The 22,636-nt window shown below is 73.0% G+C and carries 20 protein-coding genes; 12 read left to right on the forward strand and 8 right to left on the reverse strand.

What is annotated here, in order from left to right; all coding sequences use genetic code 11:
- The first annotated feature begins 238 nt into the window (after nucleotides 1-238).
- Nucleotides 239-1,306 carry a histidine kinase gene (locus tag AB0C84_RS17630; protein WP_361067335.1) on the forward strand — a complete coding sequence of 356 codons (1,068 nt, stop codon included), beginning with the start codon at nucleotides 239-241 and terminating at the stop codon, nucleotides 1,304-1,306.
- On the forward strand, nucleotides 1,297-1,944 hold the full coding sequence (locus AB0C84_RS17635) for a response regulator transcription factor (protein ID WP_179842613.1): 648 nt from the start codon (nucleotides 1,297-1,299) through the stop codon (nucleotides 1,942-1,944). The genes AB0C84_RS17630 and AB0C84_RS17635 overlap by 10 nt, the downstream gene beginning before the upstream one ends.
- A gap of 9 nt (nucleotides 1,945-1,953) precedes the next feature.
- Here the strand turns inward: AB0C84_RS17635 and AB0C84_RS17640 are convergent, their stop codons facing one another.
- Genes AB0C84_RS17640 through AB0C84_RS17650 form a run of 3 tightly spaced genes read right to left on the reverse strand, consistent with a single transcriptional unit; the run spans nucleotide 1,954 to nucleotide 5,848 of the window.
- On the reverse strand, nucleotides 1,954-3,759 hold the full coding sequence (locus AB0C84_RS17640) for a GMC family oxidoreductase (RefSeq protein WP_361066994.1): 1,806 nt from the start codon (nucleotides 3,757-3,759) through the stop codon (nucleotides 1,954-1,956).
- A complete protein-coding gene (locus AB0C84_RS17645) occupies nucleotides 3,756-5,159 on the reverse strand; it encodes a hypothetical protein (protein ID WP_361066997.1) in 1,404 nt (467 codons plus the stop codon). The genes AB0C84_RS17640 and AB0C84_RS17645 overlap by 4 nt, the downstream gene beginning before the upstream one ends.
- Nucleotides 5,156-5,848 (reverse strand): GntR family transcriptional regulator, encoded by a 693-nt coding sequence (locus AB0C84_RS17650; RefSeq protein ID WP_338742644.1) that lies wholly within the window; start codon nucleotides 5,846-5,848, stop codon nucleotides 5,156-5,158. Before AB0C84_RS17650 ends, AB0C84_RS17645 begins: the two co-directional genes overlap by 4 nt.
- A gap of 101 nt (nucleotides 5,849-5,949) precedes the next feature.
- Between AB0C84_RS17650 and AB0C84_RS17655 the strand changes: the two genes are divergently transcribed.
- Nucleotides 5,950-6,468 (forward strand): YbaK/EbsC family protein, encoded by a 519-nt coding sequence (locus AB0C84_RS17655; RefSeq protein WP_338742645.1) that lies wholly within the window; start codon nucleotides 5,950-5,952, stop codon nucleotides 6,466-6,468.
- Between the two features lie 28 nt (nucleotides 6,469-6,496).
- Nucleotides 6,497-7,099 (forward strand): HDIG domain-containing metalloprotein, encoded by a 603-nt coding sequence (locus AB0C84_RS17660; RefSeq protein WP_179842609.1) that lies wholly within the window; start codon nucleotides 6,497-6,499, stop codon nucleotides 7,097-7,099.
- Here AB0C84_RS17660 and AB0C84_RS17665 read toward each other — a convergent pair.
- The gene (locus AB0C84_RS17665) at nucleotides 7,063-8,166 is read right to left on the reverse strand and encodes an FAD-binding protein (RefSeq protein WP_361067002.1); all 1,104 of its coding nucleotides are present in this window, start codon (nucleotides 8,164-8,166) and stop codon (nucleotides 7,063-7,065) included. The two genes, AB0C84_RS17660 and AB0C84_RS17665, sit on opposite strands and share 37 nt — an antisense overlap.
- 319 nt (nucleotides 8,167-8,485) lie before the next feature.
- Here AB0C84_RS17665 and AB0C84_RS17670 point away from each other — a divergent pair, with 319 nt between their 5' ends.
- Nucleotides 8,486-9,919 carry a trehalose-6-phosphate synthase gene (locus AB0C84_RS17670; protein WP_361067005.1) on the forward strand — a complete coding sequence of 478 codons (1,434 nt, stop codon included), beginning with the start codon at nucleotides 8,486-8,488 and terminating at the stop codon, nucleotides 9,917-9,919.
- On the opposite strand, the gene AB0C84_RS17675 is transcribed toward AB0C84_RS17670, so the two are convergent.
- Complete coding sequence (locus AB0C84_RS17675; protein WP_361067008.1) at nucleotides 9,900-10,526, reverse strand: ATP-binding protein; 627 nt, start codon at nucleotides 10,524-10,526, stop codon at nucleotides 9,900-9,902. The two genes, AB0C84_RS17670 and AB0C84_RS17675, sit on opposite strands and share 20 nt — an antisense overlap.
- Nucleotides 10,527-10,721: 195 nt before the next feature.
- On the opposite strand from AB0C84_RS17675, the gene AB0C84_RS17680 reads away from it, so the two are divergent.
- Together AB0C84_RS17680 and AB0C84_RS17685 are read left to right on the forward strand one after the other, a co-directional pair.
- Nucleotides 10,722-10,952 (forward strand): DUF397 domain-containing protein, encoded by a 231-nt coding sequence (locus AB0C84_RS17680; protein WP_179842605.1) that lies wholly within the window; start codon nucleotides 10,722-10,724, stop codon nucleotides 10,950-10,952.
- Nucleotides 10,953-11,009: 57 nt separating this feature from the next.
- Nucleotides 11,010-12,545, forward strand: a complete 1,536-nt coding sequence (locus AB0C84_RS17685) for an acyl-CoA synthetase (protein WP_361067011.1) — start codon at nucleotides 11,010-11,012, stop codon at nucleotides 12,543-12,545.
- Between the two features lie 75 nt (nucleotides 12,546-12,620).
- Here AB0C84_RS17685 and AB0C84_RS17690 read toward each other — a convergent pair whose 3' ends face one another.
- From AB0C84_RS17690 to AB0C84_RS17700, 3 genes are all read right to left on the reverse strand, one after another.
- Nucleotides 12,621-14,156, reverse strand: a complete 1,536-nt coding sequence (locus AB0C84_RS17690) for a DHA2 family efflux MFS transporter permease subunit (protein ID WP_258941557.1) — start codon at nucleotides 14,154-14,156, stop codon at nucleotides 12,621-12,623.
- Nucleotides 14,157-14,499: 343 nt separating this feature from the next.
- Nucleotides 14,500-15,447: an NAD(P)-binding domain-containing protein gene (locus tag AB0C84_RS17695; protein WP_361067015.1), complete on the reverse strand. Its 948-nt coding sequence runs from the start codon at nucleotides 15,445-15,447 to the stop codon at nucleotides 14,500-14,502.
- The gene (locus AB0C84_RS17700) at nucleotides 15,440-16,204 is read right to left on the reverse strand and encodes an IclR family transcriptional regulator (RefSeq protein WP_361067018.1); all 765 of its coding nucleotides are present in this window, start codon (nucleotides 16,202-16,204) and stop codon (nucleotides 15,440-15,442) included. The genes AB0C84_RS17695 and AB0C84_RS17700 overlap by 8 nt, the downstream gene beginning before the upstream one ends.
- 152 nt (nucleotides 16,205-16,356) lie before the next feature.
- On the opposite strand from AB0C84_RS17700, the gene AB0C84_RS17705 reads away from it, so the two are divergent.
- The 5 genes from AB0C84_RS17705 to AB0C84_RS17725 are packed head-to-tail and all read left to right on the forward strand — an operon-like array spanning nucleotide 16,357 to nucleotide 22,624.
- On the forward strand, nucleotides 16,357-17,739 hold the full coding sequence (locus tag AB0C84_RS17705; RefSeq protein WP_361067021.1) for an amidohydrolase family protein: 1,383 nt from the start codon (nucleotides 16,357-16,359) through the stop codon (nucleotides 17,737-17,739).
- The gene (locus AB0C84_RS17710; protein ID WP_361067024.1) at nucleotides 17,736-18,812 is read left to right on the forward strand and encodes a membrane dipeptidase; all 1,077 of its coding nucleotides are present in this window, start codon (nucleotides 17,736-17,738) and stop codon (nucleotides 18,810-18,812) included. Before AB0C84_RS17705 ends, AB0C84_RS17710 begins: the two co-directional genes overlap by 4 nt.
- Nucleotides 18,813-18,835: 23 nt before the next feature.
- Complete coding sequence (locus AB0C84_RS17715; protein WP_361067027.1) at nucleotides 18,836-20,692, forward strand: ABC transporter substrate-binding protein; 1,857 nt, start codon at nucleotides 18,836-18,838, stop codon at nucleotides 20,690-20,692.
- A gap of 49 nt (nucleotides 20,693-20,741) precedes the next feature.
- The gene (locus tag AB0C84_RS17720; protein WP_361067030.1) at nucleotides 20,742-21,689 is read left to right on the forward strand and encodes an ABC transporter permease; all 948 of its coding nucleotides are present in this window, start codon (nucleotides 20,742-20,744) and stop codon (nucleotides 21,687-21,689) included.
- Nucleotides 21,686-22,624, forward strand: coding sequence for an ABC transporter permease (locus AB0C84_RS17725; RefSeq protein ID WP_361067033.1), 939 nt, complete (start codon nucleotides 21,686-21,688; stop codon nucleotides 22,622-22,624). The genes AB0C84_RS17720 and AB0C84_RS17725 overlap by 4 nt, the downstream gene beginning before the upstream one ends.
- Nucleotides 22,625-22,636: the final 12 nt, after the last annotated feature.

Raw genomic sequence — 22,636 nt, forward strand, 5'->3', positions numbered from 1 at the left:
GGTCACCGAGCGGAGGCGAGAGAAGGTCACCGAGCGGAGGCGAGAGAAGGTCACCGAGCGGAGGCGAGAGAAGGTCACCGAGCGGAGGCGAGAGAAGGTCACCGAGCGGAGGCGAGAGAACTTCAACGTGATCGCGACTTTTGACGTGCCGCGCGGCGGCCCGCGCGCGGCGGGGCGGGCCGCGGCGGGCCTGCTGCTGGGCGCGGTGACCGCGGGAGTGGAACTGGTGCTGCTGGCGGTGGCGGCGCTGCTGATGGCGTACTCGATGGCGTTCTCGCGCGGGCGCCGGAAGGTCCCCGGGGCGGTCGCGGAGGGCGCCGAGCTCCTGGCCGAGCTGGAGCTGTGGAGGCTCCGGGTGTTCCTCGGCGAGGACCGGGCCGTCCGGTACGGCCCGCTGAAGGCGCTCGCGTACCTGGTCCTGCGGGTGCCGGTGGGGCTGCTCGGCGGGGTGATCCTGCTGCTGCTCGCCTACGGGGCGGCGGCCGCGGTCCGGCTGGCGGTGGGCTGGTGGATCACGGGTGACCACCTGGACGGCATCCCGCCGACCTGGTGGATCGTCCTCTACACGGCCGTCGCGGGTGTGGTGCTGCTCTTCCTCGCCGTGCAGGGCCTGGTCGGGGTCGCGGCGATGGAGCGGAGCGTGGCCCGGCGCTGCCTCGGGCCGAGCCCGCTGGAGGAGTACGAGCGCCGCATCGCGCAGCTGTCGGTGACGCGGGCGCAGGTCGTGGACGCGGTGGACGACGAGCGGCGCCGCATCGAGCGGGATCTGCACGACGGCGTCCAGCAGCGGCTCGTGGCGCTCGGCATGCTGATCGGGCGGGCCCGCCGCGCCGGCGACGGGGAGCGGGCGGCCGAGCTGCTGAGGCAGGCGCACGAGGAGTCGCAGCGGGCGCTGGCGGACCTGCGGGAGGTCACCTGGCGGGTCTACCCCGCCGCGCTGGACGGCGAGGGGCTGCGGGCGGCGCTGGAGACCGTGGCGGAGCGGTCCGCGCTGCCGGTGGCGATCGACTTCGACGTCCCCGGCCGGCCCCCGCACGCGGTCGAGACGGCGGCGTACTTCGTCGTCTGCGAGGCCGTCACGAACGCCGCGAAGCACTCCGGCGCCGCGTCGGTGCGGGTGGCCGTGGCGGGATCGGCGACAATGATCGGCGTGCGCATCGAGGACGACGGGGGCGGGGGAGCCGACCCGGGCGGCGGCGGGCTCGCCGGGCTGGCCCGCCGGGTCGCCGCGCTGGACGGGACGTTCACCGTGGACAGCCCGCGCGGCGGCCCAACTGTGATCACCGCGGAGCTGCCGTGCGGGTGATGCTGGCCGAGGACTCCACGCTGCTGCGCGAGGGCCTGGTGCGGCTGCTCGCCGAGGAGGGCCACCGGGTGGAGGCGGCGGTCGGCGACGGCGACGCGCTGATCGCGGCGGTGGCCGAGGGCCCGCCCGACGTCGTGGTCGTCGACGTCCGGATGCCGCCCAGCCACACCGACGAGGGGCTGCGGGCCGCGCTGGAGATCCGGCGGCGCTGGCCGGACGTCGGGGTGCTCGTGCTGTCGCAGTACGTGGAGAAGCGCTACGCCGCCGAGCTGATCACCGCGGACACCGCGGGCGTCGGCTACCTGCTGAAGGACCGGGTCGCGCAGGTCGACGAGTTCCTCGACGCCCTGGAGCGCGTCGGCGCGGGCGGCGCCGCGTTCGACCCGGAGGTGGTGCGCCGGCTGCTGGCCGCGCACGGCGCGCAGGGCGATCCGCTGGCGCGCCTCACTCCGCGCGAGCGGGACGTCCTCGACACGATGGCGCAGGGGCACACCAACGCCTCGATCGCCGCGCATCTCCACATCTCGCAGAGCGCCGTCGAGAAGCACGTCAACGCGATCTTCGACAAGCTCGACCTGTCGCACGCGACCGGGTACAGCCGCCGCGTCCTGGCCGTCCTGCGGTACCTGGGCTCCTGACGGCGGCGGCTACCCGATCCCCTCGGCGATGCGCAGCGCCATCGCCATGATCGTGAGCTGCGGGTTCACCTCGGGGCAGCTCGGCAGGACCGACGCGTCGGCCACGTGCACGCCCCGCACGCCGCGCAGCCGCCCGGACGGGTCCACCGGCGCCCGCCCCGCGTCGGCGCCCAGCCGCACCGTCCCGGTGGGGTGGAACCCGGCCAGGTGCAGGTCGGAGGCGGACGCCATCGCGACGGCGCGCGTGAGCTCGGCGTCGTCGCGGGCGGACGGGTGGCGGGGCAGGCCGGTGAGGACCTCCTCGGCCCCGGCCGCGAACAGGATCCGCCCCATCGCGACGAGCGCCCGCCGCAGCCGGGCCGCGTCCTCCCGGGCCAGGTCGTAGCGGACGAGCGCGCGGTGCCGGGCGCCGTGCACGCGGCCGGACGGCGCGTCGGCGATCATCGCGCCGAGCACGGCGAGGCGGTCGGCGCCCTCCAGCGCGCGGCGCAGCGCCCGCCCCACGCCCGGCAGCGGGAACGAGCTCATGCCCGGCGGGCTCGCGGTCGCCTCGATGAGGATCCCGTCGCCGTGCAGCTCCTCGACGCCGACGCTCTGCATCACCCCAGACCACGACACGACCGGCTCGGCGAACCGCCCGGCGATGTTCGTCGCGGGGTGCACGGCCATTCCGCGTCCCACCTCGGGATGCGCGCCGATCCCCGACCGCCTCAGCAGCAGCGGCGTCTCCAAGGCGCCGGCCGCGACGACGACGCGGGGCGCGAGGATCTCGAAGGCCGTGCCGTCCGGGCGGCGGGCGCGCACGCCGGTGGCGGTGCCGCGCTCGACGAGGATCCGTTCGACCCGGGCCCGGGAGACGATCTGCGCCCCCGCCTCGCAGGCCTGGGGGAGCGCGTTCAGGTGGACGCCGTACTTGGCGTTGTGCGGGCAGCCGGCGGCGCACTGCCCGCTTCCCACGCAGTCGGGCGCGTTGCGGCGCAGCGGCTCCGCGCGCCAGCCGAGCCGCTCGGCGCCCTCCAGCGCGAGCAGCCCGTTCCGGCCGAGGGGGCCCATGGGCTGCCGCGCGACCCGCAGCGTGGCCTCGACCTCGTCGAGCCGGTCGCCGAAGTCGCCGACCGGGACGCCGAGCCCCGCCCACCGCCGCAGGACGCGGTCCGGCGTCCGGTAGCAGGTGCCGCTGTTGACGACGGTCGTCCCGCCGACGGCGCGGCCCTGGGGCAGCAGCACCGGCGGCCGGCCGAGCGCGACGGTGGAGCCGCCGTCCCGGTACAGGTCGAGGAACCGGTCGAGCGGCGGGCGGTCGCGGAACTCGGCGACGGTGAACCGGCGCCCCTCCTCCAGGACCACCACCGACATGCCGCTCCGGGCGAGGGTCCGCGCCGCCATCGCGCCGCCCGCGCCCGATCCGACCACGACGGCGTCGGCGGTGGAGCACGCGGGCCAGCCGCCGGACGGCGTGCAGTCCAGGGGCGCGTCGGGGCGCGGGTCGCCGGAGGTCCGGGGGAGCGGCAGCAGCTCGGTGCCGGCCGCCAGCAGCAGGGGGATCTTCAGCGCCTCCACGAGCCGCGCCGCCGGCTCGCGGGAGGTCAGCAGGGCGCAGAACGCGTCGCGGCGGTCGGCATCCAGGCCGTCGAGCGGGTGCCCGGTGGCGAGCCGGGACAGCGCGTCCAGCGTGCCCGCGCCGGCGCGCAGGCCGAGCCGCGCGGGCGCCGGGAGCGCCCGGCCGATGGCCTCCGCGCGGGCGGTCACCCGCGCGAGGTCGGCGGCGTCCTCGATGCCGAGGAGCGCCGCGACCGTTCCGGTCAGCGCGCTCACCGCAGCCCCACCTCCGCGTGCCCGGTGCCGTCCAGCCGCCATGCGCGCTCGGTCTCCCAGCCGCGCCCGGCGCGCCGGGCCAGCACGATCCGGACGTCGGCGCGCTCGGAGTTGTGGCAGACGGCCGGGGCGCCGTCCGGGTCGGCGTAGTCGACCGAGACGGTCTCCCCGGGCGGCAGCGTCACCCGCACGTGGACGCGCCGGTCGCCGATGCGGCCGTGGACCGTCCAGACCGGCAGGCCGATGTCGGCGCGCAGCCGCAGCGCCGCGAGGAGCGGATCGCCGGAGGCCAGGTCGGCGCCGTCCACCCGGAACCGGACGAACGGCAGCGGGGGGAGCCGGTTCATCCCCGGCCGCGTCGAGACCGCCGCCACGATCTCGCACACGTCGCCGCCGCCGAGGTCGGCGTGCAGCCACGCCCAGCGCCGCGCGTTCCCGTGCCCGTAGATGCGGGCGGACGCGCCGGGCGCGGCGTCCAGTTCGAGGACGCGGTCGCCGAACCGCACCGTGCCGTCGTACGTCGCGGCCGGCCTTGGAACGATCTGCGCGGCGGGCAGCACCTCCGACTCCCACGCCCAGCGCGGGAACGTGTAGAGGGGCGGGCCGCCTCCCTTCTCGCGCAGGTCCCAGCCGACGTCCCCGGCCGTGCCGGTGAGACGTCCGTCGGCCTGCTCGACGGGCCCGGCGGCGAACGCGGCGTCCGCCGGGGGACGCCACCTCTCCGGGCCGAACCGGGCGAGCACCGGCGCCTCGCCGGGCGGGAAGACGGCGGCCCACCCGTGCGCCCGCGCAGCGCCCGTGCCCGCGTCCGCGTCCGCGTCCGCCGCGCCCCTGTCCGGCGCGACCAGCTCGTGGTGGATCCACACGCCCGTCCCGGTCGCGGGGTCGGTCAGCGTCGTGTACCAGACCTCCAGCCGCCCGGCTTGGCCGCGCCAGCGCGACCGCATGGGATCGGGTCCGGGGAAACGGAAGCCGCCGAGGAAGCGGACGAGGTCGCGGCGCAGATCGAAGCGCAGCCGTGCCTCACCGACCACGGCTCCGTCCTCGTCGGTCACCGTGAGCGGCAGGAACGTCATCGACCGGACGGGGCGCCGCGGGGTGACTGTCTTCCAGCCGTCCAGGCGCAGCCGCCGCCCGTCGCCGGCGGTGAAGCCCAGCGTGTAGCGGATCCGGCGCGCCGCGACGGGCGCCACCCGCAGCCGCCCGGACGCCGCCGGGTCGTCCGCCCAGTCCGGCACGCGGACGCGTCCGGTCAGCGCCCCTTCCGCATCGCCCCAGGGGCGCAGCACGCCCGGCAGGTCGGCGGTCAGCTCCAGCCGCATCGGGCGGTCGCGGTCCTCTCCGGCGAGCCGCAGGGACCCCTCCATCACCTCGGCGAAGACCGTGCGCCGCGCGCTCATCGCGAGCCCCGCATGATCGCCTCGGTCTCGGTGAAGTACGCGCCCGCCGCCTCGCGCGCCCGCGCGGCGTCGCCGTCGCACAGCGCCTCGACCAGGGGCGCGAGCCGGTCCGCGGCCGCCGCCGGGTCGGCGAAGGCGTGCGTGAAGCCCTCCCGGACGGCGAGGTAGGCGTTGAGCAGGGCGTTGACCATGAACCCGTAGACCCGGTTGCCGGTGGCCGCGGCGATGACCCGGTGGACCTCGCACTCGGCCAGCTGGGCCTCGTCGCCTCCGGCGGCGTCCCTCACCCGCGCGGCCAGCTCCCGCAGCCGGGCCCGTTGCTCGCCGGTGGCGTGGATCGCCGCCTTGGCCGCGACCTGCGCGCCGACCTCGCGCCGCACCTCGAAGATCTCCGCCATCCAGGCCGTCCCGACAGTGCTGACCAGCATCGGCAGCAGTTCGGGCCCGCCCAGCCGCTCGTAGTCGCGGACCCGCGTCCCGACGCCGTGCCGCGTCTCCAGCAGCCCGGCCTGCGCGAGCCGGACGATCGCGTGCTTGAGCGACGTCCGGGTGACCGCGTAGCCGGCGGCGAGGTCCCGCTCCGGCGGCAGGTAGGAGCCGGGCGGGTAGCGGCCGCCGAGCACGTCGTCGCGCAGCCGGTCGACGAGCGCGTCGACGACCGTGTCGCGGGGGATCGGGGAGGACGGCACCGATGGCCTCCAGAGGTCGAGTGGATGAGCCACTGGACCACGAGTGCGGTCCCGCCGTCAAGACCGTGGCAGGGTGGGGGCATCACGAGAGGGGATGAGACATGGTCGGCACGCTCGACTGGGGACCGGCGAACGAACGGAGCGGCCTGCTGGCGGATCCGGTGGCCGCGGCGATCGGCGGCGTTCCCGGCGCGCAGGCCGCCGAGATCGACCCGGACCTCGCCGACACGGCGGCGTTCTGCGAGCGCTACGGCGTCCCGCTCGACGTGAGCGCCAACTGCGTCGTCGTCGCCGCCAAGCGCGGCGGCGAGGTCTCCTACGCCGCCTGCATGGTCCTCGCCACCGGCCGCGCCGACGTCAACGGCGTGGTCCGCAAGCACCTGGGCGCCCGGAAGGTCTCCTTCGCCCCGATGGCCGACGCCACGTCCCTGACCGGCATGGAGTACGGCGGCATCACTCCGGTCGGCCTCCCCGCGGGCTGGCCGATCCTCGTGGACGAGGCCGTCGCCGCCGCCCCGCAGGTCGTCATCGGCAGCGGCCTGCGGAAATCCAAGATCCTCCTACCGGGCAAGGCCCTCACCGGGCTCCCCGGGGCGGAGGTCATCGCGCTGGCACAGTGAGGGGGCCGGGAGGCGCTACGGTGCCGGGATGCCCTCCCCGATCCTGCGCCGCGCGCTGACCGAACCCGGGCTCCGTCCGCTGCCGGAGCGGGCCGCCCGCCTCCTGGAGGATCTCGACGCCCCGCCCCGCCTGGCCGCCCATCTGCGGGCCGTCCACGACGTGGCCGCCGAGCTCGTCGGCTGGGCGCGCGAGCACCACCCCGGCCTGGCCGTGGACGCGGAGGCCGTGCTGTTCGGCGCGGCCACCCACGACATCGGCAAGGCGCTGCACCCGGCCGAGCTGTCCGGCCCGGGCGCCGAGCACGAGCGCGCCGGGCACGCCCTGCTCCGGGAGCGGGGAGTGGAGGAGCGGCTCGCGCGCTTCGCCCGCACCCACGCGTCCTGGGACGAGCCCGGCATCGGCATCGACGACCTGCTCGTCAGCCTCGCCGACGCGATCTGGAAGGGCGAGCGCCTCTCCGAACTCGAACAGCGGCTCGTGGAGGTGCTCGCCGCCGCGTCCGGCCGGGCGGAATGGGAGGAGTTCATGGACCTCGACGACGCCTGCGACCGGATCGCCGCGGGGGCCGACCGGCGCCTCGCCTTCCAGTCCGCCTACCCCGTCGCCGGCGGGACCGAGTCGACGGCGTAGCGGACCCCGCCGACCGCCTCGGCGCGGTCGAGCAGGGCCCGGTTGGCGGCGAGCATCTCCGCAACGGACGCGCATCCCGGCGAGGCGGTGCGCAGCATGCCGAACAGCACGGGGTCGCCCGGCGCCGCGAGCATCGGGACATGGCCGACCCGCAGCGCCTTGACCACGATGAGGCCGCCGAGGCCGATGTCCGCCGCGGTCATGCCGGCGACCGTCGACCCGATCACCGCCGCGGCCGCGGCGCCGGGCAGCAGGACGATGCCCCACGGGTGCGGGCGCGCCCACTCGCCGAGCGCGATCAGCTCCTCCACGTCGGGACGCATCCGGTCGGCGAAGTCGGCGTAGGAGAGCTCCTCGGTCTCCACCGTGCCGGCGGGGGGCTCGCCCGGCCCGTACAGGACGGCCTTGGCCTCGTACGCCCAGCCGTCCTCCGAGGGCTTGACCCGGCCCGCGATGTGCTCGGCCGCCGTCTCGCGCTGGACGCGCAGGAGGTCCGCGGCGTCCCGGCACGGGACCGTGCAGCTCAGCACCCGGTCCGGCGCCGGGACGAGCCGCAGCGTCGCCGCGGTGATGACCCCGTGCCGGCCCAGCCCGCCGCGGACCGCGTCGAACACGTCCGGGCGGACGCCGGGGGAGCAGGTCACGGGCTCCCCGTCCACGACGACCTCCAGCGCGAGGACGTTCTCGGCCTGCGTCCCGTACCGGTGGGACGTCCCGCCGATGCCGCCCGCCGAGACCGTTCCGCCGACGGTGACGTCGAGGTGGTCGGTCAGGACGGGCGGGGTCAGCCCGAGCGGCAGCGTCGCGGCGAGAACCGCGCGCCAGCTCGTCCCCGCGCCGACGACCGCGCGGTCCGGGCCGACGTCGCGCACGCCCGCCAGCCCGCCGAGGTCGAGCGAGACCCCCGAGGTCAGCGACTGCCCGTAGGTGGAGTGCCCGAGGCCGCGCGGCACCGGCTCCAGGCCCTGCGCGGCGGCCTCGCGGATCGCCGCCGCGACCTCCCGCGCCGACTCCGGCCGGACGACCCGCGCGGGCGAGCGTTCGATGATCCCCCCGAAGTCGCGCACAGCGATGCTCCCCCCGGCCGGTGGTCTTCCCCTCCGGTCACGTTAGCCCGGCGCGGCGCCGGGCGCCGGGGCATCCCCGAGTGTGATCTGGGTCACTTCTGACTTCCGCCGCCCGCGCCGCGTGACTCGGGGATCAACAGGGGTCACCTGCCGGGAAAGGAATATGGCCCGATCCAATCCCGCCTCCGGGCCGCCCCGCCCGCCTGACTTCCCCCTTTGCGGGCTTCGGGTCCTTTGCGTCGAAATGACAAGATGTTCCCGTTGGCCGTTTGTGGGCATGAGTGAGCGCTGAGAGTTTCCTGGAGAGGCGGGTCGCAGAGTGTCGCGCGGTAGTGAGTTCGTTGTGGTGGCCAACCGGTTGCCGGTGGACCGGAACGTCGGAGCCGACGGCGTCCCGCGCTGGCGGCGCAGTCCGGGCGGACTGGTCAGCGCGATCGCCCCGGTGATGAGGCGCAGGCAGGGCACCTGGATCGGCTGGACGGGCGCGCCGGACGAGGAACTGGAGCCGTTCGAGGAGGACGGCATGTCGCTGCACCCCATCGCGCAGTCCGCGCGGGAGGTGGAGCTCTACTACGAAGGCTTCTCGAACGCCACGCTGTGGCCGCTCTACCACGACGTCGTCGCCACGCCCGTCTACGACCGGGCGATGTGGGACGCCTATGTCCGCGTCAACCGGCGCTTCGCCGAGGCGGCGGCGAAGGTCGCCTCGAAGGACGCCATCGTCTGGGTGCAGGACTACCAGCTCCAGCTCGTGCCGCAGATGCTCCGCGAACTGCGTCCCGACCTGCGGATCGGCTTCTTCCTGCACATCCCCTTCCCGCCGGTGGAGCTGTTCTGGCAGCTGCCGTGGCGGCGGCGGATCCTGGAGGGGCTGCTCGGCGCCGACCTGGTCGGCTTCCAGCTCCCCGGGGCGGCGGCGAACTTCGTGCGGCTCTGCCGGCGGCTCCTGGACGCCCGCTTCTCCAAGCAGGACGTCTTCTGGGACGACCGCGTCGTGCGCGCCCGGGCGTTCCCCATCTCGGTGGACGTGGGCGAGCTGAACGACCTGATCGGCCGCGAGGACGTCCTGGAGCGGGCGCAGGAGATCCGCACCGACCTCGGTGACGCCACCGTGCTGCTGGGCGTCGACCGCCTCGACTACACCAAGGGCATCACGCAGCGGCTCCAGGCCTTCGGGGAGCTGGTGGCCGAGGGCCACATCAAGCCGGGGCAGGCGGTGTTCGTGCAGATCGCGACGCCGAGCCGGGAGCGCGTCGAGCAGTACCAGCTGCTGCGGGAGGAGATCGAGCAGCTGGTCGGGCGGATCAACGGCGAGCACGGCGAGATCGGCTTTCCGGTCATCCACTACCTGCACAGCTCGTATGACCGCGCCGAGCTGGCCGCGCTGTACCTCGCGGCGGACGTGATGGTGGTGACCCCGCTGCGCGACGGCATGAACCTGGTCGCCAAGGAGTACGTGGCCTGCCGCAAGGACCTGCGGGGAGCGCTCGTGCTCAGCGAGTTCACCGGGGCCGCCGCCGAGCTCAAGCGCGGCGCCTTCCAGGTCAACCCCTACGACATCGACGGCCTGAAGGGGACGCTGATGGCCGCGCTGAACGCCGAGCCCGCCGAGCAGGCGCGGCGCATGCGCGTCATGCGCCGCCGCGTCATCGAGCACGACGTGGACCGGTGGGCGCAGGAGTTCCTCAGCGAGCTGGAGAACCCGGCGCGCCAGGCCGCCGCGGAGCAGGTTCCTAGCGGACTGGAGAGCTGAACCGCAGGTCGAAGGCGGCCCAGACCGCCTTGCCGCCGGTCGCAAGTCGCGCCCAGCCCCACGAGTCGCTGACCGCGCCGACGACGACGAGGCCGCGACCGCCCTCGGCGCAGCGGTCGGGTTCGGTCGCCACCGGCTCGGGCGCGCGAGCGCCCGGGTCGGTCACCGACACGACCAGCCTCCTCGGGTGGCCGATCAGCACGAGCTGGATGGGGCACAGCGGCAGCGGCTGGGGCAGGCCCTCCAGGCCGTGGCGCAGCGCGTTGGTCACCAGCTCCGACACGGCGACGACGACGTCCCCGCTGTCGTCGGCCAGGCCCCACGCGTCCAGGGTGACCTGGGTGAACTCGCGCGCCGACCGGGGTGCGGTGATCTCCGCCGGGAGCACCCGGCGGGCCGTGCGCGGCGTGCCCGCGTGCGGGGCCGGCCAGAGTCCGGCGAGGCCGGGGGTCGCGGCCGGGCCGCGTGCGGCCTCCGCGGGGACGTTCGAGCCGAGCGTCATCGGCGGGGCGTCCGGCCAGGGCGTGCGGACGGCCGAGAAGTGCCGTGGCCGCCCGCCCCCCGTGGCGGCGGGGGCTGCGACGTCGTCTGCCTGGTCAACGGTCATGGTCAAACCTCAGAGGCGTGCGGGTTGGTCACCGGCGAGCGTTCGCTATCTTGCTCCCCAAGTCGTGCAGATGCAAGACCGTCTGCATGAACCAATGCAAGAACGAATGCACGTGCATCTCGTACCATGGTGTGGGGTGGGGCGAGATCGCGGTCTCCCGGGACAGGGGGGCCGAGACGCCTAAAGGGGGCAAAGATGGACGGCCACCACATGTCGGACGTCCGGGTCGGCGGGCTCGTCTGGCAGAAGAGCCGGCGAAGCAACCCGTCCGGCAACTGCGTCGAGATGGCGGAACTCCCCAACGGGGAGATCGCCGTGCGCAACTCCAGGGACCCCGAGGGAGCGATCCTCGTCTACACGCGCGAGGAGGTGGAGGCGTTCGTCGGGGGAGCCAAGGACGGTGACTTCGACCACATGCTCGTCTGATCCGCCGGCAAACCGAACGGGATTCCATTTACCGGTCCGGCCAGGTAGGTTGCGGCCATGCACCTGGGGCAGATCGCCGCTCGGACGCCCGACAAGCCCGCCGTGGTCATGGCGGGCTCCGGGCGGGTCGTCACCTTCCGGGAACTGAACGAGGAGTCCAACCGGCTCGCGCAGCTGCTCCGCGCTGAGGGGCTGCGCCCGGGGGACCACATCGCGTTCATGCTGGAGAACCATCCGCTCTACCTGGCCGTCGCCTGGGCCGCGCAGCGGTCCGGGCTGTACTACACCGCCGTCAGCTCGCGCCTCCAGCCCGACGAGCTCGCCTACATCGCGGCCAACTGCGAGGCGAAGGTCTTCATCGCCAGCGCCGCGATGGAGGCCGCCGCCCAGTCGCCGCCGGACGTGCCGCTGCGCCTGATGCTCGGCGGCACCGCCCCCGGCTACGACTCCTACGAGGAGCGCGTCGCCCGGCATCCGCCCACGCCCATCGAGGACGAGTGCGAGGGCGCGGACATGCTCTACTCGTCCGGCACGACCGGCCGCCCCAAGGGCGTGAAACCGGCCCTGTCCAAGGCGCCGATGGGCGAGGGCGGGACGCTGTACCAGCTCCTGGCGTTCCTCTTCCAACCCGACGCCGACTCGGTCTACCTCTCCCCGGCGCCGCTCTACCACGCCGCGCCGCTGCGGTACTCGCTCAACTTCCACCGGTTCGGCGCCACCGTCGTCGTGATGGAGAGGTTCGACGCCGAGCAGGCCCTCGCCGCCATCGAGAAGTACGGCGTCACCCACAGTCAGTGGGTGCCGACCATGTTCATCCGGATGCTCAAGCTGCCGGAGGAGACCCGCGCCCGCTACGACGTGTCGTCGCTGCGCTGCGCCGTGCACGCCGCCGCGCCCTGCCCCGTCCCGGTCAAGGAGCAGATGATCGCCTGGTGGGGGCCGATCCTGCACGAGTACTACGCGGGCACCGAGGGCAACTGCTTCGTCTACACGAACTCGGAGGACTGGCTCGCCCACAAGGGCACCGTCGGGCGCCCCATTCTCGGCGAGGTCCACGTCTGCGACGAGGAAGGCCGGGAGCTGCCGCCGGGAGAGCCCGGCACGCTCTACTTCGGCAACGGCCCCGAGTTCGAGTACCACGCCGACGAGGCCAAGACCGCCGCGTCCCGCGACCCCTGGGGGCACGGCTGGACCACCCTCGGCGACGTCGGCCACGTCGACGCCGACGGCTTCCTCTACCTCACCGACCGGCGCGCCTACATGATCATCAGCGGCGGGGTGAACATCTACCCGCAGGAGGCCGAGAACGTCCTCGCCGTGCACCCGAAGGTCGCCGACGTCGCGGTGTTCGGCGTCCCGGACGCCGAGATGGGGGAGGCGGTCAAGGCCGTCGTCCAGCCGCCGTCCATGGACGACGCGGGCCCCGCGCTGGAGGCCGAGCTGATCGCGTACTGCCGCGACCGGCTCGCCCACTACAAGTGCCCGCGCTCGGTCGACTTCCGCGCCGAGCTGCCCCGGCACCCGACCGGCAAGCTCTACAAGCGGCTGCTGAAGGACGAGTACTGGGCGGACAATCGCCCTGCCACGGCCTGAGACGGCCCTGAACGGCCAAACCCCGGCCGGAGCCCTTCAGGGACCGGCCGGGGTTTGGAACGCGCCAGGGGCGTTCTAGTGCATCGGCATCGGCGCGTCGACCACGGGGGTCTGCGGCTTCTTGCGCGGCAGCAGCAGCGCCGGCAGGAACGCCAGCAGCAGCAGCCCGGCCGAGTACCAGTAGGTGTGCTGGAACGCGTCGGCCATCGGCCCGGCGATCTTCTGCATGACCGCCGGCGGCACCTTCTCGGTGCTGCCGATCTCGCCGCCGCCCCCGCCGCCGAGCTCCGAGACCAGCCGGTTGGCCAGCAGCACGGAGATCAGCGCGGTGCCGATGGACGCGGACACCTGCTGGATGATGTTCAGCATCGTGCTCGCCCGCGGCACCTCGTCGTGGACGAGCGTCTGGATGGCCGCCGCCATGGTCGGCATCATCGTCATGCCCATGCCGAGGCCCATCACGAACAGGGTCCCGCCGAGGGCCCAGTAGGAGGTGTCGGCCTCCAGGATCGAGGCGAAGCCCGCCACCGACAGCACCACGACGACCATGCCGACCAGCACGACCCGGCCGGGGCCGATCCGGTCGGTCAGCTTGCCGCCGATCGGCATCGTGATCATCGCGCCGAGGCCCTGCGGGGCCAGCAGCAGGCCGGACTGCAGGGCGCCCTCGCCGCGCACGGTCTGGTAGTACAGCGGCAGCAGCAGCATCGCGCCCATGAAGGCGGCCATGAACAGCACCATCGTGCCGGACGCGGCCGCCACCGAGCGCCGCTTGAGCAGCCGCAGGTCGATCAGCGGGTTCTTGGCGTTCAGCGCGCGGAACACGAAGCCGATCATCAGCACGGCGCCGACCGCCCAGAAGGCCAGCGAGCCGGTCTTCAGGAAGTCCTTCATCTCGGCGCCCTTGGCCACGCCGTAGATCAGCGAGGCCAGGCCGGGGGACAGCAGGAGCAGCCCGATGAAGTCGAGCCGCTCGGCCGGCTTCGGCTCGTCCCGCTTGAGGATCTTCGCCGCCAGCGTCAGCGCGATGATGCCGATCGGCAGGTTGATGAAGAAGATCCACCGCCACGAGACGTCGTCGACGAGGTAGCCGCCGATGATGGGGCCGAGGATCGGGCCGAGCAGCATCGGCACGCCGACGATGCTCATCACCTGCCCGACCCGCTGCGGCCCCGCCGCCTGGGTCAGGATCGTCATGCCGGCCGGCATGATCATGCCGCCGCCCAGGCCCTGCAGCACCCGGAAGGCGATCAGGGACTCGGCGGACCAGGCCAGGCCCGCCAGCATCGAGCCGGCGACGAACAGGCCGATGGAGATCATGTAGAGGCGCTTGGTGCCGAACCGGGCCGAGGCCCACCCCGTGATCGGGATCACGGTGGCCAGCGCCAGGGTGTAGCCGGTCGCGACCCACTGGATCGTCGCCAGCGAGGTCTCGAACTCCTTCGCCAGGTCGTTGATCGCGACATTGACGACCGTCACGTCCAGGATGGACATGATCGCCCCGAGGACGACCACCATGGCCGTGGCGAGCACACCGCGGTCCAGTCCTCCTCCGGTGCCGGGTTCCTCCAGCGGGCCGTCCGCCACCTTGGGGGATGCGGGAGCGGTCAACTCTCTTCCAATCGTCAGGCCCGCATGTGGGCACGCGGGGGCCGTGGTCTCGTTGCTCAGGGGGTGTCGGGGCTCGCGCAGGGCTCGCCCCGGGTACTGCCGCAAATTACTGCAGTGACTGACACTTTCGCGAACGATTAAACTTCGAGCGCTCCGGGAGTATTCCAGCGGGGTCCGACAGATCCGCCCTGCTCCGCGCCGTCCGGCCTCCCTCGTGCACCGCGTCCGAGGCCGATCAAGTGTGACGGACGCGACATCCACGTCTCTTCGCGAGCCACGGGGCGGACCGCGGCGGACACCCGGAACTCGCCGCGCCTGAAGAAGTACGCCGCCGCTCGCGGGTTCAGAGGTTGACGGTGATGCCCAGGCCGCGGTCGCGGGCCTCCCGGTAGGCGATCGAGGCGGCCGCGACGTCGAGTGAGGCGTGGCCGGTCGACTTGAAGAGCGTCAGTTCCGTGGCGGAGCGGCGGCCCGGGTGGCGGCGGTCGAGGACGGCGCCGATCAGTGTGGCCGCGGACGGGTCGGTGCCCTGCAGTTCCCAGGCGCCGGCCGGCGGCGGCTCGGTCACGGCGCCCGGCCATTCCACGAACAGCGATGACGACCGCAGGGTCTCGTCGTCGAACTCCGGGCCGTCGGAGCCGCCGACAGAGCTGAGATGCGCTCCGTCGGCGAGCCAGGACCGGCGGACGACGGGCTCCCGGCTGGACGTGCAGCAGAAGACGACGTCGGCCGTCTTGACCGCCGCCTCGATGCCGGCGGCGGAGCCTGCGGACAGGTCCGTGACGAGACGCTCCGCCCTCTCCAGGTCGCGTGCGCCGACCACGACCTCCGCGGAGTCCAGCGCGGCGAGGACGGCGAGTTGGGCCCGCGCCTGCGCGCCGGTGCCGATCACGGCGAACCGGGTGGCGCCGGGCCCGGTGAGGGCCAGCATGGCGGCGGTCGCGGTGGCCGCGGTCCGCACCGCGGTGATCGCCTCGGCGTCCATGATCGCCAGCGGGCGTCCGGTCTCCGCGTCGAAGTGGGCGACGATGCCGCGGTGGGAGCCGCGGCCGCCCGTGGAGAAGACCGACACGAGCTTGGCGGCCAGGCCGAGTTGCGGGACGTATCCGGGCATCGCGCCCAGCAGTCCGTGGGTCGAGTGCGCCGCGACGCGCGCCGGGGCCGAGACGTCGCCCCGGCTGACGGCGACGAGAGCGGTGCGCACCGCCGCCAGCACCGCGTCCGGCGGTGCCGCCGCCCGGGTCTGCTCCCGGTCGAGGACGAGGACTCCGCCGCCCGCGGGTTCAGTCATCGCCGGCTCCGTCGCGCGTGCCGCTCAGCGCGCCCTCCAGTTCGGCCGTGGCGGAGGTCAGGTCGTCCTGGAGTTTCACGAGGGTGTCGTCGTCGAACTCGCTGTCCAGACCGACGATCGTGAGCGCGCAGATGGGCCGCCCGCTTCCGGCCAGCACCGCGCGGCTCACCGAGGCGATGACCTCCTCGTTGCGCCCGCGCTCCAGCGCGAAGCCGGTGCGCCGGGTCCGGTCGATCTCCTTCAGCAGATCGGCCCTGGCGGCCGCCGGGTGCCCCTGCTCCTCCGCGGCGCGCAGGTAGGGGGTCCGGGCGGTCTCGTCCAGTGCGGAGACCAGCGCGAGGGGGCCGGCGAACTTGTGGATCGGCAGCAGCTCGCCCAGCAGATCGTTGATCATCGCGAGCCGCGGCGGCCGGACGACGTCGATCACCCGGCCGCCGTCCGGTTCGAGCACCTGGAGGTTCACCATCATCGCGGTCCGATCGGACAGCGCCTGGAGCACCGGGCGGCTCAGCACCACCAGAGAGTTCGCGGCCGCGGCCTGGGAGAACTGGAGCACCACCGGGCCGGGCAGGTAGCGGTCCTCGCTGCGCATGATCCAGCCGCGCCGTCCCAGCTCGACCAGGATGCGGTAGGCGGTGGCGCGGTGCATCCCCGTCTCGTTCGCCAGCTCGCTGAGTCGAAGCGGGCGGTCGGCCCCGACGACGGTCTCGATGAGGTCCAGGGCCTTGTCCACGGCAGAGCTGGCCGGTCTGGGCAACTTCCCTCCACGGGCGTTGAGCGCGCTTCCGATGCTTGACGCACTTTAGCAGACGTTGCTAATGTTGTAACACTTGTTACGGTGTGCGTAACAACTTGAGGATCCACCCCCCTCACCTCGCGAGGCTCGAGAACGGAGACAGGGCGATCGCCATGGTGGACAGAGACGAACGACCGATCGCCGGCAACGACCCGGCCCCCACCCCCTTCGCCGCCGCCGAACCAGGGCAGGTCGTGCTCTACCGCGACGTGTCGCTGATCGACGGGACCGGCGCTCCCGCGCGGCACGGCATGGCGGTGGTGACGGACGGCCCGACGATCGCGGCGGTCGCGCCCGAGGACGAACTCCGCTCCTCGGACCTGTCCGGCGCCGAAACGGTCGACCTGCAGGGCGCGTTCCTGCTGCCGGGCCTGATCGACACCCACCAGCACCTGTCGACGCCGCCGAACCGCGAGCAGGCGGAGGAGCTGATGCGGCGGCAGGTGTACGGCGGCGTCACCGCGATCCGCGAGATGGCCGGCGACCTGCGGCAGATGGCCGACCTGGCGCGCGCCGCGCTGGTCGGCGAGATCCCCGGCCCGGACGTCCACAACGCGGCGCTGATGGCCGGCCCCGGCTTCTTCGACGACCCGCGCACCTGGCAGGTGTCGCAGGGGGCGGTCCCCGGCGCCACGGCCTGGATGCAGGCGATCGACGACGGGACCGACCTTCGGCTGGCCGTCGCGATGGCCCGCGGCACCGGGGCGGCGGCCATCAAGGTCTACGCCGATCTCGAGCCGGCACTGGTGGCCCGCATCACCGAGGAGGCTCATCGGCAGGGCATGCGGGTGTGGGCGCACGCGGCGGTCTTTCCCGCGATGCCCCGCGACGTCGTCGCGGCCGGGGTGGACGTCGTGTCGCACGCCCACTACCTCGCCTACGATCTCGCCGGCGACCGGCCGGTGACGTACCGGCGCCAGCGCGAGCACCTCGCGGACGCCTACGAGCGCTTCATGGCCGCGCCGGAGGATGCCGTCGACGGGCTGCTGGACGACATGCGGCGCCGCGGCACGATCCTCGACGCCACCGCGAGCCTCACGGCCAGGATCCCGACCAGCGCGCCGGGCGCGGCCGAACTCGCGCCGGACGTCATGCGGCGGCTGATCGGCCGGGCGCGGGCGGCGGGCGTCACGATCTGCACCGGCACCGACTACGAGTCCCCGCCGAGCGACCCTTACCCGTCGCTCCACGACGAGCTCCGCTTCCTGGTGGAGGCGATGGGCATGCCGACGCGGGAGGTGATCCGCGCGGCCACGCTCGCCGGAGCGGCCGGCGTGGGGTTGGAGAACACGATGGGCGCCGTCCGTCCGGGCATGCTCGCCAACCTCCTGATCGTCGCCGACGACCCGCACGACGACATCGACCACCTCCGCGGCGTCATCACGACGGTCAAGCGCGGACGGCGCCACGACCGGGCCGACTACGACCGGGCCGACCACGACCGCGCGTCCGCCACGAGGGCCGGCGCGACCGTCGAAGAGGGGGCGCCGGCGTGAGCGTCGACATCGCGGACTTCATCGTCGTCAACGCGCTGGGCGGGCTGGACAACCCGAACGCCCCGGCGTCGCTCACCGCCTCCGGTGCGCTCGTCCAGACCAGCGAGCAGCTGACCGTCGACGCGCGCACGCTGGCGGACGCGCACGCCTCCGGCGTGACCGCGATCAACGTGACGCTGGGCTACACGATGGGCGACCTTCCGCCCTACGAGCACACGCTGCACGAGATCCGCGCCTGGGACGCGATCATCGGCGCCCACCCGCGGGACCTGGTGCGGATCGACACCGCCGCGGACCTCGCCGAGGCGAAGCGGCAGCGCAGGATCGGCATCATCTACGGCTTCCAGAACGCCGCCGCCGTCGAGGACCGCGCCGAGCGGATCGGCACGTTCGCCGGGCTCGGCGTCCGGGTCGTCCAGCTGACCTACAACCAGGCGAACCAGATCGGCGACGGCTCGATGGCGCCGGAGAACCGCGGGCTGACGCCGCTCGGGCGCGACGTCGTGGCCGCCCTCAACGAGCACCGCGTCATGGTCGACCTCTCGCACAGCGGCGAACGTACCTGCCTGGAGGCGGCGCGGATCTCCGCGCAGCCCGTCTCGATCAACCACACGGGCTGCCGCGCGCTCGTGGACCTGCCGCGCAACAAGACCGACGAGGAACTGCGGCTGGTCGCCTCGCGGGGCGGCTTCGTCGGCATCTACTTCATGCCGTTCCTCAACGCGTCCGGGCACGCCACGGCGGCGGACGTCGTGGAGCACATCGCGCACGCGGTCAACGTCTGCGGCGAGGACCACGTCGGCATCGGCACCGACGGGACGATCACCGCCATCGACGACCTGGACGCCTACCGCGACCGGCTCGCCGAGCAGGTGGCGCGGCGCCGGGCGGCCGGCGCGTCCGCGGCCGGCGAGCGGAGCGACACCTACCCGTTCGTCGTCGACCTGCGGGGCGTCGACCAGTTCCGGGAGCTGGCGCGGCTGCTCACGGAGCGCGGTTACTCCGCGAGCCGGATCGAAAAGATCCTCGGCCTGAACTTTCACAACTACGCGAAGGCGGTCTGGGGCCGATGACACTCTTCACGAGAGGCGGAGCCATGCGGCGCTTCCCGCTCATCGCCGGGGCGCTGGTCGCGCTCCTGCCGCTCGCGGCCTGCAGCGGCGGCGCGACGTCCACCGCCCAGAAACCGGGGGCCAAGACGTTCGGGTCGCTGCCGGCGCAGACGGGCACGCCCAAGGACGGCGGCGCCATCGACATCGGGCAGCAGCCGGGGGCTGGACCGTTCTACATGCTGCCGGTCGTGCCCGGCGCGTTCAATTCGACCTTCGTGACCTACCAGTTCCAGCGGCTCATGTACCGGCCGCTCTACTGGTTCCCGCAGGGCGCGAGCCACAAGGTCGACGAATCGCTCAGCCTGGCCGCCCTGCCGGAGTTCTCCGACGGCAACAAGACCGTGACCATCAAGCTGCGGGAGGGTCACAAGTGGTCCGACGGCAACCCGGTGGAGGCCGATGACGTTGTTTTCTTCATCGACCTGGTGAAGGCGGCGCTCAAGAAGAGCCCGGCCAACTGGGCCGACTACACCCCGGGCCAGTTCCCCGACAGCATCGCCGGGGTGGAGGCGACCTCGAAGAGCACGGTGACGCTGAAGCTCAAAGAGGCGTACAACCCGGAATGGTTCACCGCCAACCAGCTGACCTCCATCATCCCGCTCCCCGCCGACCAGTGGTCCCGCGCTTCGGCCGACGGGCCGATCCTCGACCACTCCTCGCCCGAGAACGCCAAGGCGATCTACGCCTACCTCGACAAGGCGTCGCGGGACCCGGCCACGTTCGCGACGAACCCGCTGTGGCGGACGGTGAACGGCCCGTACCGGCTGAGCAGCTTCGACGTGACCACGAACGCGTACTCGATGACCGCCAACGAGGCGTACGCCGGACCGCAGAAGCCGCACATCAAGACGCTGAACTTCCGGCCGTTCACCTCCGAGACGGCCAAGTTCAACCAGCTGCTCAGCGGCAAGCTGACCGTGGCCACGGTCGACCAGAACAACGTCGGGCAGGTCGCGGCGCTCAAGGCCGCGGGCTACCACGTCTACGGCGCGCCCAGGCTGGGCTTCAGCTTCATCATGCTCAACTTCAAGGACACGACCGGCAACGTCGACAAGCTCTACGCCCAGCACTACGTCCGGCAGGCGCTGCAGCATCTGATCGACCAGCCCGCCTACATCTCCAGCAAGGGGATGTACAACGGCGCGGCTGTCGAGAGCTATGGCCCAGCCCCGGCGAGTTCGCCCTATGTGTCCGGGAACGTCGCCACCGCGCCGTACCCCTACGACCCGGCCGCCGCCCGCAAGCTCCTCGAGGACCACGGCTGGAAGGTGGTGCCGGACGGCGCCACGACGTGCGAGCGCCCCGGCACCGGGCCGTCGCAGTGCGGAGCCGGGATCCCGCAGGGGCAGACGCTGAAGTTCAACCTCTTCTACCGCAGCGAGCCGCAGCTGCACAGCGCGGTGAGCACCGCGTTCGCCTCGGCGGCGCGCAAGCTGGGCGTGACCGTCACGGTCGCGCCGAAGACGTTCAGTTTCCTGATCCAGAACTTCAACGTGCCCGCGGCGCCCTCGAAGGCCGGTGAGTGGGCCATGTCGACCTGGGGCGGCTTCAGCACGAAGCCGTACCCGACCATGTCGGGCGTCTTCGACACCAAGGGTTCGGGCAACGTCGGCGCCTACAGCGACCCGAAGACCGACGAACTGATCCGGAACTCGGTGCACGGCGCGGACCGCAAAGCCGTCCAGGCCGAGATCGAGCATCTGCGGACCGAGCTGCCGGTGCTCTGGCTGCCGAACGCGCACACCATCTGGGCCTGGAAGGACACGCTGTCCGGTCCGTCCGACTCCTTCGCCAACCTGCCGGCCAGCGTGCTCACCCCCGAGTACTGGTACCTGAAGTAGCCGGGCCCGCCGGAGCCGGAGACGGCCATCGAAAGAAAGGAGGCGGGGCGTGGTCCAGTACGTACTGCGGCGGCTGGGGACATCGGCGATCGTGATCCTGGGCGTCTCACTGATCACCTTCCTGCTGCTGCACGGGATGTCGGGTTCCCCGGGCCGGGCGATCCTCGGCGTCCAGGCGAGCGCGGAGGCGGTGGCCGCCTTCGACCGGGAGCACGGCTACGACCAGTCGCTCGTCATCCAGTACTTCGACTACCTGGGCGGGTTGCTCCACGGCGACCTCGGCCATTCCTACAAGCTGAACCAGAGCGTGAACGCGCTGCTGGCGGAGAACGCGGGCCGGACGGCGATGCTGTCGGCGGTCGCGCTCGCCCTCGCGATCTGCGTGGCCGTCCCGCTCGGCGTCTTCCAGGCGGTGAAGCGCAACACCGTCGGCGACAACGTGCTGACCACGCTCACCTTCGTCGCCTACTCGATGCCCGTGTTCCTGCTCGCGATGCTGCTGATCCAGCTCTTCGCGATGGGGCTGGGCGTGCTGCCGGCCCAGGCGGCGCAGTCCAGTTCCAACTTCGTCGTCTTCACCGAGCCGCGCGCCATGCTGCTCCCGGTTCTGACGCTGACCGGGGTCACGGTCGCGATGTACTCCAGATACCAGCGGTCCGCGGCGCTCGACCAGCTCGCGCAGGACTACATCAGGGTGGCGCGGGCGAAGGGCCTGTCCATGCGACTGGTGCTCACCCGGCACCTGCTGCGCAACGCCTGCGTACCGCTGGTGACCCTGATCGGCATGTCGATCCCGCTGCTGCTGGCGGGGAACCTGGTGGTCGAGTCCGTCTTCAACTACCCCGGGCTGGGGCTGCTCTTCTTCAACGGCCTGAACAACCAGGACTATCCCGTCCTGCTGGGCTACACGCTGGTCGCCGCGATCCTGACCGTCCTCGGGAACCTCGTGGCGGACGTGCTGGTGGCGGCCACCGACCCGAGGACGCGGCGCACATGACCGAATCGGTGACCGACAAGACCGGCAAGACCGGGAGCACGGCGGCTCGCACCGCGCGGGACGACCGCGGAGCGCGCCTGCCGGAGACCACGAGCGGATGGCGGCTCACCGCGCGGGCGTTCCTGCAGAACAGGCTCGCCGTCACCGGCCTCGGCATCATCGTCTTCTTCGTCCTGTTCTGCTTCGCCGGGCCGTACCTGTACGCGACCGACCAGGTCACCGTCGACCCGGTGAGCAGCCTGCTGGCGCCCGGCGGCGGGCACCCGCTCGGCACCGACGCGCAGGGATTCGACGTGCTCGGCCGGATCATGCTGGGCGGCCGGGCGTCGCTCCAGATCGGGCTGTTCGCGGCGCTGATCGCCACCGGGATCGGCACGCTGTACGGCACGATCGCCGGGCTGGCCGGCGGTGTCGTGGACGGGTTCATGATGCGCGTCGTCGACACGCTCCTGTCGATCCCGTTCCTGTTCATCGTGCTGATCGTCGCCACCCGGTTCAGCTCCACGGTCCTGTCGCTCAGCCTGATCCTGGGCGCGTTCTCCTGGCTCGCGCCGGCCCGTCTCGTCCGGGCCGAGGTGCTGACGCTGCGCTCGCGCGGGTTCGTCGCGGCGGCGACGGTGATGGGGGCGACCAAGGCGCGGATCGTCGTCCGGCACCTGATCCCGAACGCGCTGGGCGTGGTGATCGTCAACATCACCTTCCAGGTCGCCGACGCGATCATCGCGGTCTCGCTGCTGGGCTTCCTCGGCTTCGGGCTCAACTACCCGGACGTCGAGTGGGGGACGCAGCTCTCCGCGGGGGTGTCCTACCTGCTGGCGGGCTCCTGGTGGCTGATCTACCCGGTCGGCGCCTGCCTGGTTCTGGTGGTCATGGCGTTCAACTTCGTCGGGGACGCGCTGCGCGACTCGATCGACGTACGGCTGAGGCGGCGCTGATGCCCGCCCACG

This window comes from Actinomadura sp. NPDC048955 (genome assembly GCF_040649435.1).
Lineage (GTDB): Bacteria > Actinomycetota > Actinomycetes > Streptosporangiales > Streptosporangiaceae > Spirillospora > Spirillospora luteofluorescens.